Here is a 19,162-nt window from a genome sequence, read left to right as displayed (position 1 = left end):
GCGCAGCGCGGGAAACCTCAAGCATCGGCAACCTCAAGGACAGCGTTCGTATGTGAACAGGTTAGGCAGTCAGATACCCATGCTCACTGAAGAGCACGGCTCGGGAAAGATGGCGATTGAACCATCGGCATGTCGGCTCACCAAGATGTAGGCAGGCGGGGCAGGCGCTACCTCCTTGTTCGCATCCGGGGTCGAGTGGGCAACGGTACTCCGCTTCCACGAAATCGGCGAGCATGCGGTCCAGCTCATCTTCGAACAAAGCTTGAAGGCCGCCCAATACGAATTCGCCGCGTGGCTGCGCGTAGACGAAGAACGCACAATGGCTCGGGAGAAGGAACTCAGAAAGAGCCTCACGGTCGATTCCGGCGAAAACAGCAATTCGTCGAATTATTCGGTGAGCGTATGAATGTATCAGAGTAGCTACGCGACTACCGACTGTCGGCGTTTGGACAGTCTCGTGTCGACCCGGTATTTCGCTTTTGCGAATCAGGAGTTCGCGTGCATCCTTTTCGGTGTGCACCTCGGGCAGGTCGGGGAAGTCCGCGCGCAACCAGTCTATGACCCGGATCGGGTCCAGCCTGACCAGTAGTGCTTCCGTCATGCCGGCGTCGGCGTGTATCAAAATTCCATTGTTGGATCGAAAGTGCTGCAAAGTGCTGGCTGCTGTTTCTCCGCGAGTGTAGCCGAAAACGGCACGGAGAATAGGGAATTGGTCGACCAGGTCAATTCCGAGCAGGCCGCCGTGGTGAACTTCACGTGTTTCTCGGCCACCTCGCACGGCAAGCGCCAGTTCCATCGCCTCCTGTTCTGCGGCTCGGAGAAGGCGCTCGGGAATACCATCAAGCGCTGGTAATTCGGATATTTCAGAGTCCGGAACCGCATTCAACATCGCTATTCGCGTGATCTCGGGGAGGTTCGCTAGCAGTGCTTCGATGTCGGCCCGCGTCTGTGGTCCACCGTTGATGGTGTGGCCAATCATTCCTCCGAGGGCCCAGTGCAGTGCGCGAGTTGCACCGCCAAGACGTCTGATTTCATCGAGGTCATCGGCGGACGGCGGGTTTATCAAGGTGGTAACTTGAGCGACATAGACGCTTGAAGCTCGATGCACATTGTAACTTATGTGACCGCCGCCGCATGGGCACTTTCGTATGCCGAGCCCCTTCTGGGGATTTCGCCAACTGCATTTCGGGCAGCCCCATTCGATCTGACTCACTTTGGTTGAGGCTGTTCTGATGATTTTCAGTTGTTCATGCTTTGGGCACTTTGCGACGAATGGAGGTAGTAGAATGCCGCATTCGTGATATCCTACGAAGTGAAGTTGGCCCCATCGCTTGCGGTTGCATCCGGAGCAAATTCTGGCCTCATCCCAGCCGATCGCATGGCAACCCCGGCATTCGTACCATTTTGGGAAGGGTTCGACGCGTACGCCCTTTTCGATATTGACCGATCGTACCTGCAGCGGGTCCCTGCGCTCGAGCGCACGCTTGAACCCGTTGTCGCGGTAGTCGCTCGACCATGGGTAGATCTCCCGGAGCAAGTGCTCCCTGAGGCGCCCACTGTCGACATCGACCGGCTGCGCCTCGATCCATTCTTGAACCTTCCAGATTCTGCGATCGATGTCGATCGTCTGCTCTGGAAGGGCGTTGAAAAGAATTTGGTTCTTGCTTCTATGTCCGAGTTTCACTATTGCCGCCGATTTCAATCCCTGATCGGAGCCGAAGGCTCGACATCTCGCAGTGAGCGCATGGGTCGTTTCGTGTCGGGAAGTGCGTCATTGGGCCAGCGTGCATCTGGCGCGGGGAATTTGAGTCCGTCTGCCCAGCGTTCCATCCATTGTTGGATATAGCCGTACAGTTTTGTGTCAATATCCGGTTTGAATCCGAGAGCCTTCATGGCGACGGCTCCTTCGGACGTCGCGGTGATATCCTGTCTCTCCAGGAACTCCTGATATTTCTTGATCATGGTCAGTGGCTCCCCGCTGGCCGGTTCGTGTACTTGTAATCTCCGCGCTTCGGCCAAGCCGGGCAGCGTCAGGTCAAGCACTCGCCTGCTGCGGCGGGTCACCGGGATCGGATCGACGAACCTGTCGCCTTGACGGACGAAGGCTTCGAACTGCCGGAAATTTGCGGCGTCGCGCTCTCGGCTCACTCGGTGCAGAACGTACACCAGTCCTGGATACGTGCGTCCTACCCGGGCGGTAGTTTGAATGAATTCTGCAGTAGTAAGTGGCAAGCCCAACATCACCATCACGTTGAGTCGAGCGACGTCCACGCCATGGGAAAGCATCGAAGAAGCGGCTATGGCGTGGATGCGCTTTTCATACTCTGGCTCGGGGCTCTCCAGGCGGTCAAGTATGGTGCGAACGTCCTCGAACCTTGTTTCTCCGGTCAGGGTGATCGGATTGAAGTCCATGTCGATGTCGATTTCGGTCTCCATCGAGCGCCGCGCGGCTTCTACATCGCGCCGTGTGGTGCCGTACACGACGCTGACGCCGTAGTAGCTGGCCATCTTTTCAGCGTGGGCAACATCGATATCTGCCTCCTTGCAGACTGCCTGTGGCTGCCGGACGAGGCGCAGGATTGCTTTCTGCAGCGTTTCAGTCGTGCGGTCGTTGACGTACTCGTGCGTGGCGCCCCGTGGCGCGACTGCGACGAATCGCCGGAGCAGCCCGCGGTCGTCTATCGTCGGATCTGGCTCAGCTGTCCAAAACGAGTGCGTGGCGACGGCGCCTTGCAAAGGAAACACTCGACCGTCTCGCTGGTAAAGGACCTCGACTTGTCGATCATGACCAGTCAGCGTCGCGGATGATGCGATTATCTTCGGTTTGCGCCCAGTATGAAATTGTTGGAGGGCATCCATGATGCTTTCGTAGTGGGAATCCACTGCGCCCAGCGAGTCACGCAGGAGGTGGAGTTCGTCTTGGAGTCTGATGCTGATCCCGTACCAGCCGTCAGGCTGAGGCAGCGACTCGGCCGTTCCGCGGCAACCTGGAACGAGGCACCCGCTTGGTTTCGAAGAGCGTGCTGCATACACATGGCCATGCGAAGGAACGGAGCAAAGGCCTCTTGGTGGGCCGAAGAATCCGAGCATGGACGCCTGTGATGCAAGCAGCGCTGCCTTGTCGAGCGTCCCGACGACGACAGTGGGTAGATAGCGGTAAATCTCGTCGTCGACGATGTAGAAAGGTAGTGCTTCGTTCGGCCATGGGCACCCGACATCTCTGCGTGAGCATCGATGCTCCAACCGCCAAGGTACGCGGTTGAACGCCATCTCGATACTGTCGTAATGGCAGAACGGGCATTCCAACAGCACTTGTTCGCGGGCTGGAGCGGCATCATCTTCGATGTCGAAGGGGTATGAGTCAGTCGGCTCCGGCAGAATCCTATTAGGTGTCGACGAACCCCCGACGAAAAACCCCAGAGATATGTTGTATCCGCCTATTGATTCTCGACGTCGAACGATCTCCGCTCCGGCAAGAGCATTTGCGAATCGTTGAGTTTGCTGGAGTGACAGCATTCGTAGTGGGAACCGGCTCCATGCAGTTATTCCGGTTGTTCGCCCGCTGAGGCGCTCGTACAGTGCCGCAGTGACGAGTAGGCCGAGGTATGTTTCCGTCTTGCCGCCTCCGGTGGCGAACCACACCGTGTCGACCACGTCGAGCTGGCCTTCTGCTCGCGTCAGTGAAGGAAGTACGGTGAGCAGGAAGGCAAGTTGAAATGGTCGCCAACCGTCGTACTTCGCAGTCCCATCGGCGAGTTCTGCACTGTGTGCGATGGCTTCATTCATCAGTTTGAATGCGCGAAGAAGATTTGCGTCAGTTTCCAGTAGTTCGGTCCCCTGTCGCAGTCGGTCGGCTTCCGCGAACGCGGCTTCGGCTTCGTTCTTGGCTGCAGCTGCCATCTCTGAGGTCCAGCCCATGCTCGCAGATACCGCGTCGAGGGAACTGGCGCTCCAAGTGTTCTCCAGCCATTGTTGGAAGTCATCGACAAGCTTCCGCAGCTGCGGTAGGGGGTTGGTGGCCAGCTCGGCGAACTTCAAGTTGAATCCGTGCTCGATCGCGTCGTACGATGGTCGCCCGCGCTCGACGACGATTGTGTCCATGGTACTGAAGACGCCGTCGACGAGTTCGACCCCACAATTGTGTCCGTAAGCCGAAACTTCTCGATTGTAACGGAATGAGTCGGGCAGCGCTTCGAGAAGAAAAGGGTGGGTATTCAAGCCGGAAAGGGTCAACTTGACTTCATACAGATGGTGACTGAGTTTCGATCTCCTCGGACGCTTGGGAGAGGTGTTCACGACGTGAATGAAGAGTTCCGTCTGTCCGCGTCGCGTCTCGCGGGTGACTCGAAGAGTCGCTGAAAGCGCGTCAGCGCCCCAACTTGCTAATTGGACGCCGAGGTCATCAAGTCGGACGGAAGCGGTACCTGAATCCGAGATGTCGAGCCGTAGGGCCGCACGGAACACTTCCGAACGAACCCAAGGTAGTGGCTTGCTGTCGCGGTCCTGCTTCCACGCGCGACAAGCGACGCTGACGTCGAACGACCATGGCGCAGGGCCATCTGGCCGTAATCGGATACCGATGGCACAAGGGGAGAGGCGCTCGCCTCTTTCTCCGTACCTCATTTGCGCGTCGGCGACTTCTGCCTCGGGTGCCAGATGGCCGAGCCAGAACCGAGTTGACGGTTCGACGTCCAAGCGATTGGTGTCGTCGCCGCGGCCGGCCTTTGTGACTTGGCGGTCCAGCCAATCCACGAATCGGGCCGCGGCAACCTTGAAGTCTTGGGGCACGGGGCTCAGTCCTCTAGGTAGATGCGTAGTTCGGATGTGGATCTGGAAGACCTTATCGCGTCGAGAGCCTTATTCTGCAGCTGCCGTACGCGCTCGCGGGTCACCCCGAGGTCGGCACCGATGACGTCAAGTGTGTCGCAGCCGTCGAGCGATGCATTCCCATGGCCATGGCGTCGGTATAGGATCTCAACGTCTCTTTCGGTGAGGTCGGCCTCATGCAACGTCTTGGCGAGTTGCTTCTGCAGGTCTTTCTCGGTAAATGCTGCGTCTGGCGTTGGCAGTCTTTCCGAGGTCACGAAATCAATTATTGCCTTGTCGCTTCCGATGATTTCATCGAGACTGATTGCGTCAGATGACAAGTCGAGTAGAAAAGCCACCTTTGCCAGGTCGCAGTCGAGCTCGTCTGCTAGTTCTTGAAGTTTAGGCTCTTTGCCGGATCGGCTGAATATTCGGGATCGCGCGTTCCGCAAGGAAGAAAGCTCGTCGTTGACATGGATTGGTAATCGTACAATTCGTCCTTGGTTTCCGATGGCGCGGTGAAGTGACTGTCGTAACCACCATGTGGCGTATGTCGAAAACTTGTAACCCAAAGTGTGGTCAAACTTGTCGACGGCGCGAAACAATCCGATTATGGCTTCTTGAATCAGATCTTCCAGGGGGAGTCCGCGGTTTTGATAGATGGACTTCGATGCCTCGTTGACCGCAAGTCGGATGTTCGCAAGGATCATCGTTTGCCGGGCGATGCGAGCGTCTTCGAGCAAGAAATCCGAGTGTTTCATGTCCAGCTCATCTGCGGCAGCTGCCTCAGCGGCCTGTCGGCCTGCGTGCATCCGGCGACCGAGGGTCACCTCGTCTTGTGCTGTGAGTAGGCTGTGTCGGCGGATGCGACCAAGGAAAATCGCGAGCCCGTCGACAGTTCCATGTTCGAAGTCATGGTGATCGGCCGGTTGTACCTCGGGTTTTGACTGGCTCGGTTGTTGCTCGGTTCCTGCGGCGGAAAGGAGGTCGATTCCGTGGGTCTCCAAGGCGCGCAGCCCCGCCGCTACGCCTTGCGCGTCGAGCCCGCGGCGTTGGAAGACCCGGTGAACGTCTTCGAGGGAGACGGAGCCGGTTCGTTCGCGGTCGTCAAGGAGCGCTGTGATGGCCCGAGCCACCTTGTCGTCCATTCTTCCCCCGCAAAGCTCTTAGTGCCCTATGGTCGCGCGGGCCTTGGTGCTTGTTAGCGATCTTCGTGTGGTTCACTCGGATGTCGTAGTCGTCGAAGGAAACTCCACCGTGGCGGCGTCGGAACCGAGCGAGTGAGTCGTTTGTCGGTGTTCATTCGGGTCCATGCGTTGCTTGGGTTGCTCTCGCATCGACCTCAAGTGAGGTGAAACCGGGTGGAACGGTGGCTGGCACTCGACGGCTGTGCCGACTCGGTTACGACTGTGGCGTGTCGACTTGCGCGATCGCGGGTGAAGTACGTGAATCCCGGCCGGTTCGGGACATTGCCGTTTGCGCTTTGGCCGGCGCTCGTCGGCCGTCACCGGCTGAGCACAGACGCCCGTGGGATTCGTGATTCGAGCTGGCCGCGCGCTCTGCTGGAACGATGTGCCCCCGGCAGGATTCGAACCTGCGACACCCGCTTTAGGAGAGCGGTGCTCTATCCCCTGAGCTACGAGGGCGTGCTACTGCCCGGTCAGCTTAGCTTGCCGGGCCGGTCCGCAGCAGCAGGGGCACGGATGGCGTAGCCCGACTCTCGTCGTCACCCAGGTGAGTGGTTCTCAAGCGCCGGCAAGCCCCCTGATACACCCAGCCGGACGGAGGACCGCACCTGACCTGGACGGACCAGTGCCTCACCTGGTCGTGTCTGGTTTCGAACTGCTGAACAACAGTAGGTAACCTTCGTTAACGGGACGCGGGGAGCCGCCTCCTACTGGCTGTTGCGGAGGGCTTCGTTGATCAAGCTCATGTTCGCCGACGACGAGGAACTGGTGCGCTCGGGGCTGCGCGCGATGATGTCCGGGGCCCAGGACATCGAGATCGTGGGCGAGGCGAGCGACGGCAGATCCGCCGTGGAGGTTGCCCGGCGCTACCACCCCGATGTTGCCCTGCTCGACATCAAGATGCGCGCCCCTGACGACGGCATTCGTGCTCTCCGGGCCATCCTCGCCCTTCCCGATCCGCCCACCGTGGCCATGCTGACCACCTTCGACATCGACGAGTACGTCAGCCTGGCGCTCAGGCTCGGGGCCAACGGCTTCCTGCTCAAGGACATCGACCCCGCGGCGCTGCTCAGGGCGGTCCGGGACCTCGCGCGCGGGGGTGCCGTGCTGGACCCGGGCGTTGCCGCGCGGATGGTTCAGTCGCATCGGGACGAACAACGCGCTGCTCAGCCCGCCCGCAAGCTGCTCGCCTCGCTGTCCGAACGGGAACGTGAGGTCGTCGCGCTCATCGGCCAGGGCTTGTCCAACGCCGAGATCGGGGGGCGGCTTCACCTCTCCGAAGCCACCGTCAAGGGTTACGTCTCCGCCGTGCTCTCGAAGATCGGTGCCGCCAACCGGGTGCAGGCCGCGCTGCTGGCCTACCGCGGTGGGCTGCTCGACCAGTAGATGCTGCTCACGGCGCTGGAGTTCCTCGGGCTCGTCGCCTTCGCCGCGTCCGGGGCGCTCGCCGCCGTGCGGGCGCGGCTCGATGTCTTCGGTGTTGTCGTCGTCGGGCTCACCACCGCTCTCGGCGGCGGCGTCATCCGGGATGTCCTGCTCGGCATCCACCCGCCCACGACGCTGCGGAACTGGCCCTCCCTCGCCGTCTGCGCCGGGACTGCCCTGGTCGTGTTCGTCTTCCACCCGCAGGTGGCGCGGCTGCGGCGGGGCGTCCTGCTCGCGGACGCGCTCGGGCTCGGTGTCTTCGCCACCGCCGGGACGACCATCGCGCTCAACGCCGGCACCACCGTCTACGCCGCGTGTCTGATCGGGATGACCACCGGCATCGGTGGCGGGGCCGTGCGCGATCTTCTGCTCCGGGAAATCCCGCTCGTCCTGCGGAAGGAGATCTACGCCGTGGCCGCGCTGGCCGGCTCGGTGCTCGTCGCCGCCGGTCACGCTGCGCGACTTCCGGAGGGGCCGGTGACGCTCGTGGCGGCCGCTGCGGTGGTCAGCGTCCGGGTGATCGGGCTCTGGCGGCACTGGAACGCCCCGGTCGCGCGCGGTCCCGAGTGAGAAATCCTTTGTTAGTTCTGTGTGTGTTCTTAGGCGGGTCTCAGCACGCTGCGTAAAACTATCGCCATGCGCATCCTTGTGGTGGACGACGACCGCGCCGTCCGTGAGTCGCTCCGGCGGTCCCTGGAGTTCAACGGCTACCAGGTCCAGCTGGCCAGCGACGGTGCGCAGGCGCTGGAGGCGATCATCGCCGACCGGCCGGACGCGATGGTCCTGGACGTCATGATGCCCCGGCTCGACGGCCTGGAGGTCGCCCGCCGCCTGCGCAGCACCGGTGACGACCTGCCGATCCTCGTCCTCACCGCCCGCGACACCGTCTCCGACCGGGTGTCCGGGCTGGACGCCGGCGCCGACGACTACCTGCCGAAGCCCTTCGCGCTCGAAGAACTGCTCGCCCGGCTGCGGGCGCTGCTGCGCCGCGCCATCCCGGAGGGGCCGAACGGCCAGGCGTCCGAGGTCCTGTCCTTCGCGGACCTGACCCTCGACCCCGGCACGCGGGAGGTCCGCCGCGGCGGCCGCGAAATCAGCCTGACCCGGACCGAGTTCGCACTGCTGGAACTGTTCCTTTCCTACCCGAAGCACGTCCTCACGCGGGGCCGGATCCTGGAGGAAGTATGGGGATACGACTTCCCGACGTCGGGCAACGCGCTGGAGGTCTACGTCGGCTATTTGCGCCGCAAGACGGAGGCCGAGGGGGAACCGAGGCTGATCCACACGGTGCGGGGAGTGGGGTACGTCCTGCGGGAAACCCCGCCGTGACCGAACCCAGCGATCCCCGCGGCACGCGCTGGGGAGCCCGCCGGTTCTCGCTGCGCGGCCGGGTGACGCTGCTCGCCGCCGCCTGTGTCGCCGGCGCCGTCGCGCTGGTGTCGATCGGCGCGTACATGGTCGTGCGCAGCAACCTCTACCAGCAGCTCGACGACAGCCTGATGGCGCGCGCGCAGGCGGCGGCCGACTCGCCGCAGGTGCAGACCGAGCTGCGGCAGGTCCCCGGCGCGTTCCTCGCCAGCGCCGATCTGCAGATCGGGCAGCTCAACGCGGCGCCCGACGTCCAGCACGCCGTGATGACCTACCCGCTGTCGAGCTCGCCGCCGCCGTTCGGCCAGGACGAGCTGGCCGTCGCGAACGGGGATTCGCCGGAGTCGCTGCGGACGGACTTCCGCTCCGACAGCCGCGTGGTCGCGCTGCCGACCGGGCACGGCGAGGCCATCGTGCTGGCGCAGTCGATGGGCCCGACCAAACGCACGCTGAACGAGCTGGCGCTGGTGCTCTTCCTGATCGGCGGCGCCGGCATCCTGGTCGCCGCCGCGGCGGGCACCGCCGTCGCGCGCACCGGCCTGCGCCCGGTCGACCGGCTGACGTCGGCCGCCGAGCGCGTCTCCAGGACCGGCGACCTGCGGCCGATCCCGGTCAGCGGCGACGACGAGCTGGCGCGCCTCACCCAGACCTTCAACACCATGCTCGGCACGGTCGCGGACTCGCAGGAACGCCAGCGCCAGCTGGTCGCGGACGCCGGCCACGAGCTGCGGACCCCGCTGACGTCGCTGCGCACCAACCTCGAGCTGCTGCTCGCGGCGAGCAAGCCGGGCGCGCCGCCGCTGCCGGACGAGGACCGCGTCGACATCATCGCGGACATCAGCGGCCAGCTCGACGAGCTGACGCAGCTCATCGGCGACCTGGTCGAGCTCGCCCGCCAGGACGAGCCGCGGGAGCGGTTCGAACGCGTCGAACTGCTGGACGTCGTCGAGCGCGCGCTCGACCGGGCGCGGCGCCGCGCGGGCGAGATCAACTTCGACGTCTCGCTGCAGCCCTGGGTGCTCACCGGCGACAACAGCGCGCTCGAACGCGCGGTGCTGAACCTGCTCGACAACGCCGTGAAGTTCTCGCCGCCCGATGCGACGGTCTGGGTGCGGCTGTACCCGCTCGGCGACGGCACGGCCGTCGTCGAGGTCGCCGACGCGGGGCCGGGCATCGCCGACGAGGACCTGCCCAAGGTGTTCGACCGCTTCTACCGCTCGTCGGAGGCGCGGACGCTGCCCGGCTCGGGTCTCGGCCTGGCGATCGTGAAGCACGCGGCCGAGCGGCACGGCGGGGCGGTGTACGCCTCGCAGGCGCCCGAAGGCGGCGCGTTGATGACGATCCGGTTGCCGGGGGCGCCCGGCTGACCCGTTCGCGGCCAGGAATGGACAGTGTCGCGGCGAGGGGCCGGAGTGGGGGCTGCCGGTGTGGCTCGTCGCTTTCGCCGGGCCGCTGGTCGCCGTGGCGCTTATCGTGACGGTCGATGTGGTCCCGTTCACCGCCGGTGCTGGTGTTGTTCACCTGACGCGGGGGCTCATCGGCCGACTGCGCCGTGACCTGGTGTTTCGAAGTTCACCCTCCTCGCCGCTGCGGATCCTGTGTTGAATCGTGTAGGATTTTGTGTAATTGGTGCGACGGGGACGGAGTTGAACGGTGCTGGCGCGTCAGCGACAGGCGGTGATCCTGGAAGAGGCACGCCGGACCGGTGCGGTCCGGGTCAGTGACCTGGTGACCAGGCTGGGCGTGTCCGACATGACGGTGCGCCGCGATCTCGACGTCCTCGCCGGGCGCGGGCTCGTCGAGAAGGTGTACGGCGGCGCCACCTCGGTCGTCGGCAAGAGCACCGACGAACCCGGATTCGAGGCCAAGTCCGTGCGCCAGCGCGCGCAGAAGGAAGCCATCGCCGAGCTCGCCGCGACGCTCGTCCGGCCCGGCACCGCGATCGGCATCTCCGCCGGCACCACCACGTGGACGCTGGCGCGGGCGCTCGACGCCATCCCCGGCCTCACCATCGTGACCAACTCGATCCAGGTCGCGGACGTCCTGCGCGGGTCGACGCAGCCGGATCGCACGGTCGTGCTCACCGGCGGCGTGCGGACGCCGTCGGACGCGCTGGTCGGCCCGGTCGCCGTGCACAGCCTGCGGTCGCTGCACCTCGACGTCGTCTTCCTCGGCGTGCACGGGATGGCCGACGGCCCGGGCTTCACGACGCCGAACCTCACCGAGAGCGAGACCGACCGCGCGCTGGTCGAAGCCGGGCGCAAGCTGGTCGTGCTCGCCGACCACACCAAGTGGGGCACCGTCGGGATCTCCACGATCGCCGACCTCGACGAGGCCGACGTCGTCGTCACCGATGACGGCCTTCCCGACGACGCCAAGGAAATTCTCGCCGAACGGGTGGGAGAACTCATGATCGCCGAGACGGCGGAGACGGACGAGGCCCAAGAAGCGTGAAGCGCACCGTACGACACCTGGCCGACGGCCGGGAGATCATCTACTTCGACCAGCCCGGCGCGCCCGACCGCGTAGCCGAGGACACCCGCGACCTGCCGCCGGTTTCGGCCGCGTCGGAGATCCGGCTGGACCCGCTGACCGGCGAGTGGGTGGCGATGGCCGCGCACCGGCAGACGCGGACCTACAAGCCGCCGGCCGACCTGTGCCCGCTCTGCCCGAGCAAGCCCGGCAAGCCGAGTGAGATCCCCGAAAGCGATTACGACGTCGTCGTCTTCGAGAACCGGTTCCCGTCCTTCGCCGAGGACGTAATCGGCGAGCCGTCCACCGTGGACGGCTTCGGGCTGGTGCCGGTGCGGCCCGGCCGCGGCCGCTGCGAGGTCGTCTGCTTCACCAGCGACCACGACGGCTCCTTCGCCCAGCTGAGCGCGAAGCAGGTGCGAGCGGTGGTGGACGCGTGGGCGGACCGCACGACCGGCCTGTCCGCGGTGCCCGGCGTCGAGCAGGTCTTCCCGTTCGAGAACCGTGGCGAGGAAATCGGCGTCACGCTGTCGCACCCGCACGGGCAGATCTACGGCTACCCGTTCGTCACCCCGAAGACCGAGCGGATGCTCGACGTCACCCGCGCCTACCAGGCCGAACACGGTCGCCCGGTGCTCGGCGACGTGCTCGCGGCCGAGCGCAAGTCCGGCGCGCGCGTGGTGACGTCCGGCGAGCACTGGACGGCGTACGTGCCGCCGGCGGCACGCTGGCCGGTCCAGGTCCAGATCGTGCCGCACCGGCAGGTCCCGGACATCCCCGCGCTGACCGACGCCGAGCGCGACGACTTCGCCGAGGTCTACCTCGACGTCCTGCGCCGCTGCGACGCCCTGTACGACCGGCCGCTGCCGTACATCGCCGCGTGGCACCAGGCGCCGGTGCGCCGCGACCGGGAGCTCGGCTGGCTGCACCTGGAGCTGTTCTCCGTCCTGCGGGCGAAGGACAAGCTGAAGTACCTGGCGGGGTCCGAGTCGGGCATGGCGGTGTGGATCAACGACGCGACGCCGGAGCAGATCGCGGAACGGCTCCGCGCGGCAGGCTGATCCCGGCCATACTCATCTCCGATGCACAGGTTCGGCTCAGGAAGCTCTCAGGACCATCGCGCAAGGTGAGGACATGACCGAGAACGACCCCAGCGCACACGACCCCGCGGCGCCGAGGCACCCCGAGACCGGCCGGCAGCCGGCTCAGGGCGGTTGGGCGGGTAGCCCGTACGGTGAGCAGGCCCAGCCCGAGTCCGGCGGTACACCGCAGTACTCCGAGCCGTCCTACCACGCGGTGACCGGGGCCGATCCGTCGTACGGCGCGCAGAGCGCGAACCCCTGGTCCGCCCAGGGCGCGCAGCCGCCGTCCGGCCAGACGCAGCAGCAGAGCGTCTACCCGCCGCCGAACCCGTACGGGCAGCCCGGCACGTCGGTCTACAACGCGCCGGCGGCTCCGCAGCCCAAGCGGTCCAGCGGGAAGCTGCTCGCCGGGGTCGCGCTGGTCGCGCTGCTGGTCGGCGGCATCGCGGGCGGCGCGGTCGGGTACCTGACCGGCGGGACGTCGGGTCCGGCCAGCAACGCCCTCGACGCGCCGAAGCCGGCCCAGCAGACCGGCAACGCGCCGGCCGGCTCGGTCGAGGCCGTCGCGCAGAAGCTGTCGCCGAGCGTGGTCGAGCTGCAGGTCAGCGGCCAGCAGGGGGCGGGCGAGGGCTCCGGCTTCGTCATCAGCACCGACGGCTACATCCTGACCAACAACCACGTCGTCGAGGTCGCCGCGAACGGCGGCCAGATCCAGGCGGTGTTCCAGGACGGCAAGAAGGCCGCCGCCAAGGTCGTCGGCCGCGACCCGACGACCGACATCGCGGTCGTCAAGGTCAGCGGCGTCAGCAACCTGACCCCGGTGGAGATCGGCCGGTCCGACGACCTGCGGGTCGGCCAGTCGGTGGTCGCCATCGGCTCGCCGTTCGAGCTGGCCGGCACGGTCACCTCGGGCATCGTCAGCTCGCTGCACCGCCCGGTGCGCGCCGGCGGCAGCAGCGGCGACCAGACCACGGTGATGGACGCGGTCCAGACCGACGCGGCGATCAACCCGGGCAACTCGGGTGGCCCGCTGGCCAACATGTCCGGCCAGGTCATCGGCATCAACTCGGCGATATACAGCCCGCAGTCGGCGTCCGGCGGCCAGGGCCAGGGCGCGTCCGAAGGCGGCAACGTCGGCATCGGCTTCGCCATCCCGATCGACCAGGCCCGCCGCACGGCGGACACGATCATCAAGACCGGCCAGGCGGTGCAGACCTACATCGGCGCCCAGGTGAAGGACGCCCCCCAGGGCGGCGCCGAGCTCGGCGCGATCACCGCGGGCAGCCCGGCGGAGAAGGCCGGCCTGAAGGCGGGCGACATCGTCACCAAGATCGACGACCGCCCGATCGACTCGGCCGACACCCTGGTCGCGGCCGTCCGCACCCGGGCCCCGGACGAGAAGGCGACGTTCACGCTGTCCGACGGCCGCACGGTCGAGGTGACGCTCGGCGGCCAGCCCGTCCAGCCCAACTGATCGGTTCCAGACGCTCGGTCGCCCTGGCGCGGCCGAGACCAGCTTCGGCTCGACCCCCGATTCCGGGGCCGGACCCACAAGGCCACGCGCGACCAGGCACTCGATGCCGGTCGCGCGTGGCCGCATTTGTGCCCGGGTCAGGAACCGGGACGGTCGGCCGGCGTACCCGGAGGGTCGGCTGCCGTGCCTGGAGGGTCGGCCGGCGTACGCGGAAGGTCGGTTCGCGTGTCTGGAGGGGCATCTCGCGTGATTGGCGGGCCATCTCGCGTGATTGGAGGGGCATCTCGCGTGATTGGAGGGGCATCACGTGTGATTGGCGGGGCTTTGCGGGGGCGGAGGGCGGTCAGGACCACGAGGAGCCAGACCACGGCGATGGTGAGGGTCAGGCCGAGGGCCGGGTTGCCGTCGTGGAGGCCGGGCATCGGTGGGGTTCCGTACGGGCGCCAGAGCAGCGGGAACGCCAGGATGGCCAGCACGGCGGTGGTGACCGTGCCCGCGATGACCGGGGCCTTCCAGCGGGACGGGAGGCGGCGGGCCAGGACGATGCCGAGGACCGCCGTCAGCGGGGCGACGACGGCGTCGTTCAGGATCGGGCCGCCGACGATCCAGCCCACCGTGCCGAAGACGTCCGGACGCAGCGGCAGCGCATATTCGGCGAACAGCACCACACCCCACGCCAGCGCCGCGAGACCCGGCAGAACGAGGAACACGCGAGCGGTCTTCACAGCGCCTCCAGCTTGGTGACCCACTTCGTCTGCAGCACGCCGGGGCGGTTCGGGGCGATGATCCGGCAGGGGAAGCCGTGGTCGGGGGCGAGGACCTCGCCGTTCAGCTCCAGAGCCAGCAGCGTCAGTTCGTCGGCCGTGTGCTCGCCGGGGAGCACGCTGACGCCGTAGAGGCCGCCACGCTCCGAAGAGGACACCCGGACCGCGGTGCCGGGTGACGTGCCGACGGCCTTCAGGAGCGTGGGCAAGGAGATCCCGCGCCAGGTGGCCGACTGGCTCCAGCCCTCCACGCACGCGATCGGCAGCTCCGCCGTCGTTTGCGGCAGGGCACGCAGCTCGTCGAGCGAGAACTTCGTCGTGCCGCGCGGAGTCACCACCGAGAGACGCCACGCGGGAGACCACGTGATCCCTGCGGCCGCCGCCGTGCGGTTCACCGGCAGGTCCTGCGTGCCCTTGCCCGTCTTCCAGGAGAGGCCGGAGACGCCGCGCAGGAACGGGACCGTCGCGCCGGCGGTCGCCACGACCGCGACGCCGGTCGCGAGCCCGGTGGTGCGGAGGAAGCCCCGCCGGGACAGCCCCGCGGCCGGTGGCTCCTCGACGGTGGCCCGGCTCAGGGCGCGGCGGATCACCGGCAGCTTCACCGCCACGTGGACCAGGATCGACCCGATCGCCAGCCACGCGACCGCGTAGTGCACCTGCGGGAAGTAGAAGCCCCACGGGTAGTTCTGCGCGACGTTCAGCAGACCGGTCGTCAGCTCGAAGAACGCCGCACCGGACAGCACCAGGATCGACACCCGTTCCAGGGCGTGCGGCAGCGAGCGGACGAGCGGCCGGCCGAACAGCTTCGGGTAGACGCTCCACAGTTTCGCCAGCAGCAACGGGATCGACGCGACGCCGGAGATCACGTGCAGCCCCTGGGTGACGCGGTAGAGCCCGGCCGGGCGGCTGGGCCACCAGAACCATTCGGGCGGGTGCTGGATCAGGTGACTGATCAGTCCCGTCACGAAACACGTGGTGAACGTGATCGCGAGCGCCAAGCCGATCCTCGACGTCACGCGCTCGTGGTGCGCCGGGGCCCGGAACTGCTCTTCTGTCGGGATCGGAAGCTTCACGACCGCTCCAATCGTGCGAACCAGCGGTGGTCGTGCCGGGTGGTCCAGTCGACGCGCAACCCGGCGCGCAGGGCGACTTCCGCGATCGCGTCCACCCCGACCCACGCCCAGGTGAACCAGGCGACGTCGGCGTGGCCGGGCCGGAGCCGGACGCGCTCGTGCCGCAGGCCGCGGCCGGGCGGATCCAGCTCGACGAGGACGTCGCCGTCGGCGGCGATCAGCCGCGCCGTGCGCCGCAGCAGCGCGGCCGGGTCGCCGCCGATGCCGATGTTGCCGTCTGCGAGCAGGGCGTGCCGCCACCGGCCTTCGCCGGGCAGGCGGTCGAAGATGTCGCGCTGCAACGCACTCCCGCCGCGCCGCCGGGTCAGCGCGACGGCCGTGCGTGAGCTGTCCACGCCCAGCGCCACGACCCCGCGCCCAGCCAGCGCCGCGGTGAGGCGGCCGGGACCGCATCCGAGGTCGACGGTCGGGCCGGAGCAGGCGTCGAGCAGGACGTCGTCGCCTTCGGACGGCGCGGTCCAGCGTTCGACCGGCAGCTCGATCCGCTCACCGCTCGCCAGCTCGAGCCAGCAGTGCTGGCCCAGCAGGCCGCGGTCGAACTCGTGGCCGGTGGTCACGGGGGCCGTCATCACGCGACCGCCCGTCCGCCGACCGCCGCGACGGCGCGCGCGAACCGGCCGTCCGGGCACGCCGCCGCCACCGAGCGGGCCTCGGCCATGGTGTCCACATCGGACAGACAGGCCGCCTGTCGTGGCCGCAACCCGGACGCGGTGAGGGCGCGCAGGGTGCGTTCGCCGGTGTCGTCGCGGGACATCGGGACGTCCGCGAGGACCTGCGCGTGCCGCGGCTCGGTGAGGCCCAGCACCCACCAGCCGCCGTCCACGGCCGGGCCCAGCACCGAATCGTGGCCGCCGAGGATCGGTGCGGCTGCCGCGGCGAGGGACATCGGCGTGACCTGCGGGGTGTCCATGCCGATCTGGAGGATCGGCAGGCCGGCGTGCAGCGCGGCGGCGTCCGCGTGGGCGTTCGCCAGCCGGGCGCCGAAGTCCGGGCCGCGCTGCGGGATGACGGTGACGCGCCGCAGCGCCGTCCCGAGTTCGGCGGCCCGGGCGGCCGCGCCGAGGTCGCCGGTCATCGCGACGACGGGCACGGCACCGGGGACCGAGCCGACGGCGTCGAGCGTGTCGAGCAGGGCGGCCGCGGCGATCTCCGCCGCTTCGGCCGGCGTCGCGGGCGGGCAGAGCCGGGTCTTGGCCAGCCCCGGAACCGGCGCCTTGGCCACGACCAGCAGGACGAACGAACGCGTCATCGGGCCAGCACCCGCCCGAAGTCGCGGACCGCGCGCAGGGTGCCCCGCGCCGAACCGGACACCTTCGACTTCGTCCCCTTGGCGCGCTCGCCGTAGCGGACGTCGAACTCGCGGACCTCCCACCCGGCGCGCTGGGCCTTGATCAGCAGTTCCAGGGGATAGCCGAACGCCCGGTCGGTGACACCCAGGCGGAGCAGCGCCAGCCGGTCCGCCGCGCGCAGGGGCGCGATGTCGCGGACCGGCAGCCCGCGGCTGCGCAACAGCGACGACAGTACGACGTTGCCCGCTCGCGCGTGCCACGGCCACACCCCGGGCCCGGTCGGCACCCGGCGTCCGACAGCCAGGTCCGCGCAGTGCTCGACCGCGCTCACCAGCTGCGGCAGGTCGGCGAGGTCCAGGGACCCGTCGGCGTCGGCGAAGCACACGATGTCCGTGGTGGCGGCTTCCAGCCCCGTGTGCACGGCCGCGCCGTAGCCGCGCCGCGGTTCGTGGACGACCTTCGCGCCGAGCGCGGCCGCCACTTCTGGTGAGCCGTCGGTCGAGCCGTTGTCGACCACGATCGCGCGGTAGCCCGGCGGCAGCGCGGCCAGCACGCCGGGCAGGGCCCCCGCTTCGTCGAGACAGGGGAGGACGACGTCCACTTCTGAGTCAGTCACGGCGCTGACCGTAAGGCCGCGCCGAACGCCGTAGAACCGTTGCGGGGCTTACCGAATCATGACATCCGGCGAGTTCTTACCGCGTCGTTACGGCTCCCGTTCCGGGTGCGCGGAGCGCTCTTCGCAGCCCTAGGGTGGGCAGCGATGAGCGAGCCGAACTCGGCAGCCCGGCTCGCCGAGCCGCCTGCCCGCGAACCCGAAGCCCCGGTCTCCGGCCGTCGCGCCGACCTCCTCGCCGTGGCGGCCGCCGCGGTGCTCGTCGCCGCGGCCACCGCCGTCGGCCTGTACTACAACCGGCCGCACTCCGGCGTGATCATCTTCGTCTCCGCGCCGCCGTTGTTCGCCGACTGGCTGCCGCACGTCGGCCCGGGGTCGGTGTTCGCCGTGCTCGTCGCGGTCTCGGTGGTGCTCCACGGCCCGACGCTGGCCGCCCGCCTGCCCTGGCGCGGCGCGCTCGCCGTCGGCTACCTCGCCTCGCTCGCCTGGATCTTCTCCCTGGCCATGGTCGACGGCTGGACCCGCGGGTTCGCCGGACACCTCACCATCCCGCAGGAGTACCTCCACGAGGTGCCCGGGATCACCGACATCCCGCGGATGCTGCGCGAGTTCTCCTCCCGCATCCTCGACTTCCAGCCGCACTCGTGGACCACGCACGTTTCCGGGCACCCGCCGGGCGCGACGCTCGTGTTCGTCTGGCTGGACCGGCTCGGCCTGCACGGCGGTGCGTGGGCGGCTACGGCCGTCGTGCTCGTCGGCAGCCTGGTCGCGGTAGCCGTGCCGGCCACGGTGGCCCTGCTCGGCCGGCCCGAGACGGGTCGCGAGGTGCTGCCGTTCGCCGTCCTGACCCCCGGTGCGGTGTGGATCGGCGTGTCCGCGGACGGCCTGTTCGCCGGGGTGACCGCCACCGGGCTGGCGTTGCTCGCGCTGTCCGCCAAGGGGTTCGCCGACGGCCGCCGGTACGCCGTTCCGGCCGGGCTGGCCGCCGGCCTGCTGCTCGGCTTCGGCATCTTCCTCTCGTACGGCCTGGTGCTGCTCGGCTTGCTCGCGCTGGCCGTCGCCGTCCTCGGCCGGCAGTGGCGGGCGGCGGCACTCGCGATCGCCGCCGCACTGGCCGTCGTCGGCGCCTTCGCCTGGGCCGGTTTCTGGTGGCTCGACGGCTACCACCTGGTCGTCGAGCGCTACTACCAGGGCGTCGCGCTGGTCCGGCCGTACTCGTACTTCGTGTGGGCCGACCTCGCGGCGGTGACCGTCGCCCTCGGCCCCGCGGTGGTGGCCGCCGTCCGGCGGGGGCTGGGGTCCCCGCGCCGGGCCCTGCTCACCGACCCGGTGCTCCTGCTCGGCCTCGCCGCACTGGCCGCCATTCTCTTCGCCGACGTCTCGGGCCTGTCGAAGGCCGAGACCGAACGGATCTGGCTACCGTTCGGGGCGTGGTTGCTGCCGATGACGGCGCTGCTGCCGCGACCCGGGCGCCGGTGGTGGCTCGCCGCGCAGGCGGCGACGGCCCTGGCGGTCAACCACCTGTTGCTGACGGGCTGGTGAGGGAGAC

Annotated in this window: 16 protein-coding genes and 1 tRNA gene; 8 read left to right on the top strand and 9 right to left on the bottom strand. The window is 67.7% G+C overall.

Annotated features, from left to right (window positions below):
• Positions 1-61: 61 nt before the first annotated feature.
• The 4 genes from AB0M93_RS36105 to AB0M93_RS36090 form a co-directional block, all read right to left on the bottom strand.
• Positions 62-1,702 carry a hypothetical protein gene (locus AB0M93_RS36105; RefSeq protein ID WP_364282370.1) on the bottom strand — a complete coding sequence of 547 codons (1,641 nt, stop codon included), beginning with the start codon at positions 1,700-1,702 and terminating at the stop codon, positions 62-64.
• On the bottom strand, positions 1,699-4,788 hold the full coding sequence (locus AB0M93_RS36100; RefSeq protein WP_364282367.1) for a helicase-related protein: 3,090 nt from the start codon (positions 4,786-4,788) through the stop codon (positions 1,699-1,701). Before AB0M93_RS36100 ends, AB0M93_RS36105 begins: the two co-directional genes overlap by 4 nt.
• 5 nt (positions 4,789-4,793) lie before the next feature.
• On the bottom strand, positions 4,794-5,954 hold the full coding sequence (locus tag AB0M93_RS36095) for an RNA polymerase sigma factor RpoD/SigA (protein ID WP_364282364.1): 1,161 nt from the start codon (positions 5,952-5,954) through the stop codon (positions 4,794-4,796).
• Between the two features lie 425 nt (positions 5,955-6,379).
• Positions 6,380-6,452: transfer RNA gene (locus AB0M93_RS36090), tRNA-Arg, on the bottom strand.
• Positions 6,453-6,725: 273 nt separating this feature from the next.
• Here AB0M93_RS36090 and AB0M93_RS36085 point away from each other — a divergent pair.
• The 7 genes from AB0M93_RS36085 to AB0M93_RS36055 all read left to right on the top strand — a co-directional run bounded on the left by AB0M93_RS36085 (position 6,726) and on the right by AB0M93_RS36055 (position 13,814).
• Positions 6,726-7,379 carry a response regulator transcription factor gene (locus AB0M93_RS36085; RefSeq protein ID WP_003087851.1) on the top strand — a complete coding sequence of 218 codons (654 nt, stop codon included), beginning with the start codon at positions 6,726-6,728 and terminating at the stop codon, positions 7,377-7,379.
• On the top strand, positions 7,380-7,988 hold the full coding sequence (locus AB0M93_RS36080; protein ID WP_364282361.1) for a TRIC cation channel family protein: 609 nt from the start codon (positions 7,380-7,382) through the stop codon (positions 7,986-7,988).
• Between the two features lie 66 nt (positions 7,989-8,054).
• Positions 8,055-8,747: a response regulator transcription factor gene (locus tag AB0M93_RS36075; RefSeq protein ID WP_043789320.1), complete on the top strand. Its 693-nt coding sequence runs from the start codon at positions 8,055-8,057 to the stop codon at positions 8,745-8,747.
• Positions 8,744-10,153 carry a HAMP domain-containing sensor histidine kinase gene (locus tag AB0M93_RS36070; protein ID WP_364282358.1) on the top strand — a complete coding sequence of 470 codons (1,410 nt, stop codon included), beginning with the start codon at positions 8,744-8,746 and terminating at the stop codon, positions 10,151-10,153. Before AB0M93_RS36075 ends, AB0M93_RS36070 begins: the two co-directional genes overlap by 4 nt.
• A 286-nt stretch (positions 10,154-10,439) precedes the next feature.
• Positions 10,440-11,240, top strand: coding sequence for a DeoR/GlpR family DNA-binding transcription regulator (locus tag AB0M93_RS36065; protein WP_364282355.1), 801 nt, complete (start codon positions 10,440-10,442; stop codon positions 11,238-11,240).
• Positions 11,237-12,319 (top strand): galactose-1-phosphate uridylyltransferase, encoded by a 1,083-nt coding sequence (gene galT / locus AB0M93_RS36060; RefSeq protein WP_364282353.1) that lies wholly within the window; start codon positions 11,237-11,239, stop codon positions 12,317-12,319. Before AB0M93_RS36065 ends, galT begins: the two co-directional genes overlap by 4 nt.
• Positions 12,320-12,392: 73 nt before the next feature.
• A complete protein-coding gene (locus tag AB0M93_RS36055) occupies positions 12,393-13,814 on the top strand; it encodes a trypsin-like peptidase domain-containing protein (protein ID WP_364282350.1) in 1,422 nt (473 codons plus the stop codon).
• A gap of 137 nt (positions 13,815-13,951) precedes the next feature.
• Here the strand turns inward: AB0M93_RS36055 and AB0M93_RS36050 are convergent, their stop codons facing one another.
• From AB0M93_RS36050 to AB0M93_RS36030, 5 genes are read right to left on the bottom strand one after another with little or no spacing between them, the layout of a single operon-like run.
• Positions 13,952-14,539 carry a hypothetical protein gene (locus AB0M93_RS36050; protein ID WP_364282348.1) on the bottom strand — a complete coding sequence of 196 codons (588 nt, stop codon included), beginning with the start codon at positions 14,537-14,539 and terminating at the stop codon, positions 13,952-13,954.
• Positions 14,536-15,651 carry a molybdopterin-dependent oxidoreductase gene (locus AB0M93_RS36045; RefSeq protein ID WP_364282345.1) on the bottom strand — a complete coding sequence of 372 codons (1,116 nt, stop codon included), beginning with the start codon at positions 15,649-15,651 and terminating at the stop codon, positions 14,536-14,538. Before AB0M93_RS36045 ends, AB0M93_RS36050 begins: the two co-directional genes overlap by 4 nt.
• Positions 15,648-16,280, bottom strand: coding sequence for a class I SAM-dependent methyltransferase (locus AB0M93_RS36040; RefSeq protein ID WP_364282342.1), 633 nt, complete (start codon positions 16,278-16,280; stop codon positions 15,648-15,650). The genes AB0M93_RS36045 and AB0M93_RS36040 overlap by 4 nt, the downstream gene beginning before the upstream one ends.
• Complete coding sequence (locus AB0M93_RS36035; RefSeq protein WP_364282339.1) at positions 16,280-16,960, bottom strand: DUF2064 domain-containing protein; 681 nt, start codon at positions 16,958-16,960, stop codon at positions 16,280-16,282. The genes AB0M93_RS36040 and AB0M93_RS36035 overlap by 1 nt, the downstream gene beginning before the upstream one ends.
• Entirely contained in the window at positions 16,957-17,601 is a 645-nt protein-coding gene (locus AB0M93_RS36030; RefSeq protein ID WP_364282534.1) for a glycosyltransferase family 2 protein, read from the bottom strand. The genes AB0M93_RS36035 and AB0M93_RS36030 overlap by 4 nt, the downstream gene beginning before the upstream one ends.
• A 159-nt stretch (positions 17,602-17,760) precedes the next feature.
• Between AB0M93_RS36030 and AB0M93_RS36025 the strand changes: the two genes are divergently transcribed.
• Complete coding sequence (locus AB0M93_RS36025) at positions 17,761-19,155, top strand: hypothetical protein (RefSeq protein WP_364282336.1); 1,395 nt, start codon at positions 17,761-17,763, stop codon at positions 19,153-19,155.
• The last annotated feature ends 7 nt before the right edge of the window (positions 19,156-19,162 follow it).

Source organism: Amycolatopsis sp. NPDC051102, from assembly GCF_040682815.1.
Taxonomy (GTDB): domain Bacteria; phylum Actinomycetota; class Actinomycetes; order Mycobacteriales; family Pseudonocardiaceae; genus Amycolatopsis.
Note: the sequence above shows the minus strand (reverse complement) of the source record. Positions and strands in the feature narration are given on the sequence as shown.

Bases quoted from the DNA above. Each gene is read 5' to 3' on its own strand.
- AB0M93_RS36095 (WP_364282364.1), bottom strand. From the start codon at position 5,954: ATGGACGACAAGGTGGCTCGGGCCATCACAGCGCTCCTTGACGACCGC.
- AB0M93_RS36080 (WP_364282361.1), top strand. From the start codon at position 7,380: ATGCTGCTCACGGCGCTGGAGTTCCTCGGGCTCGTCGCCTTCGCCGCG.
- AB0M93_RS36075 (WP_043789320.1), top strand. From the start codon at position 8,055: ATGCGCATCCTTGTGGTGGACGACGACCGCGCCGTCCGTGAGTCGCTC.
- AB0M93_RS36055 (WP_364282350.1), top strand. From the start codon at position 12,393: ATGACCGAGAACGACCCCAGCGCACACGACCCCGCGGCGCCGAGGCAC.
- AB0M93_RS36040 (WP_364282342.1), bottom strand. From the start codon at position 16,280: ATGACGGCCCCCGTGACCACCGGCCACGAGTTCGACCGCGGCCTGCTG.
- AB0M93_RS36035 (WP_364282339.1), bottom strand. From the start codon at position 16,960: ATGACGCGTTCGTTCGTCCTGCTGGTCGTGGCCAAGGCGCCGGTTCCG.
- AB0M93_RS36025 (WP_364282336.1), top strand. From the start codon at position 17,761: ATGAGCGAGCCGAACTCGGCAGCCCGGCTCGCCGAGCCGCCTGCCCGC.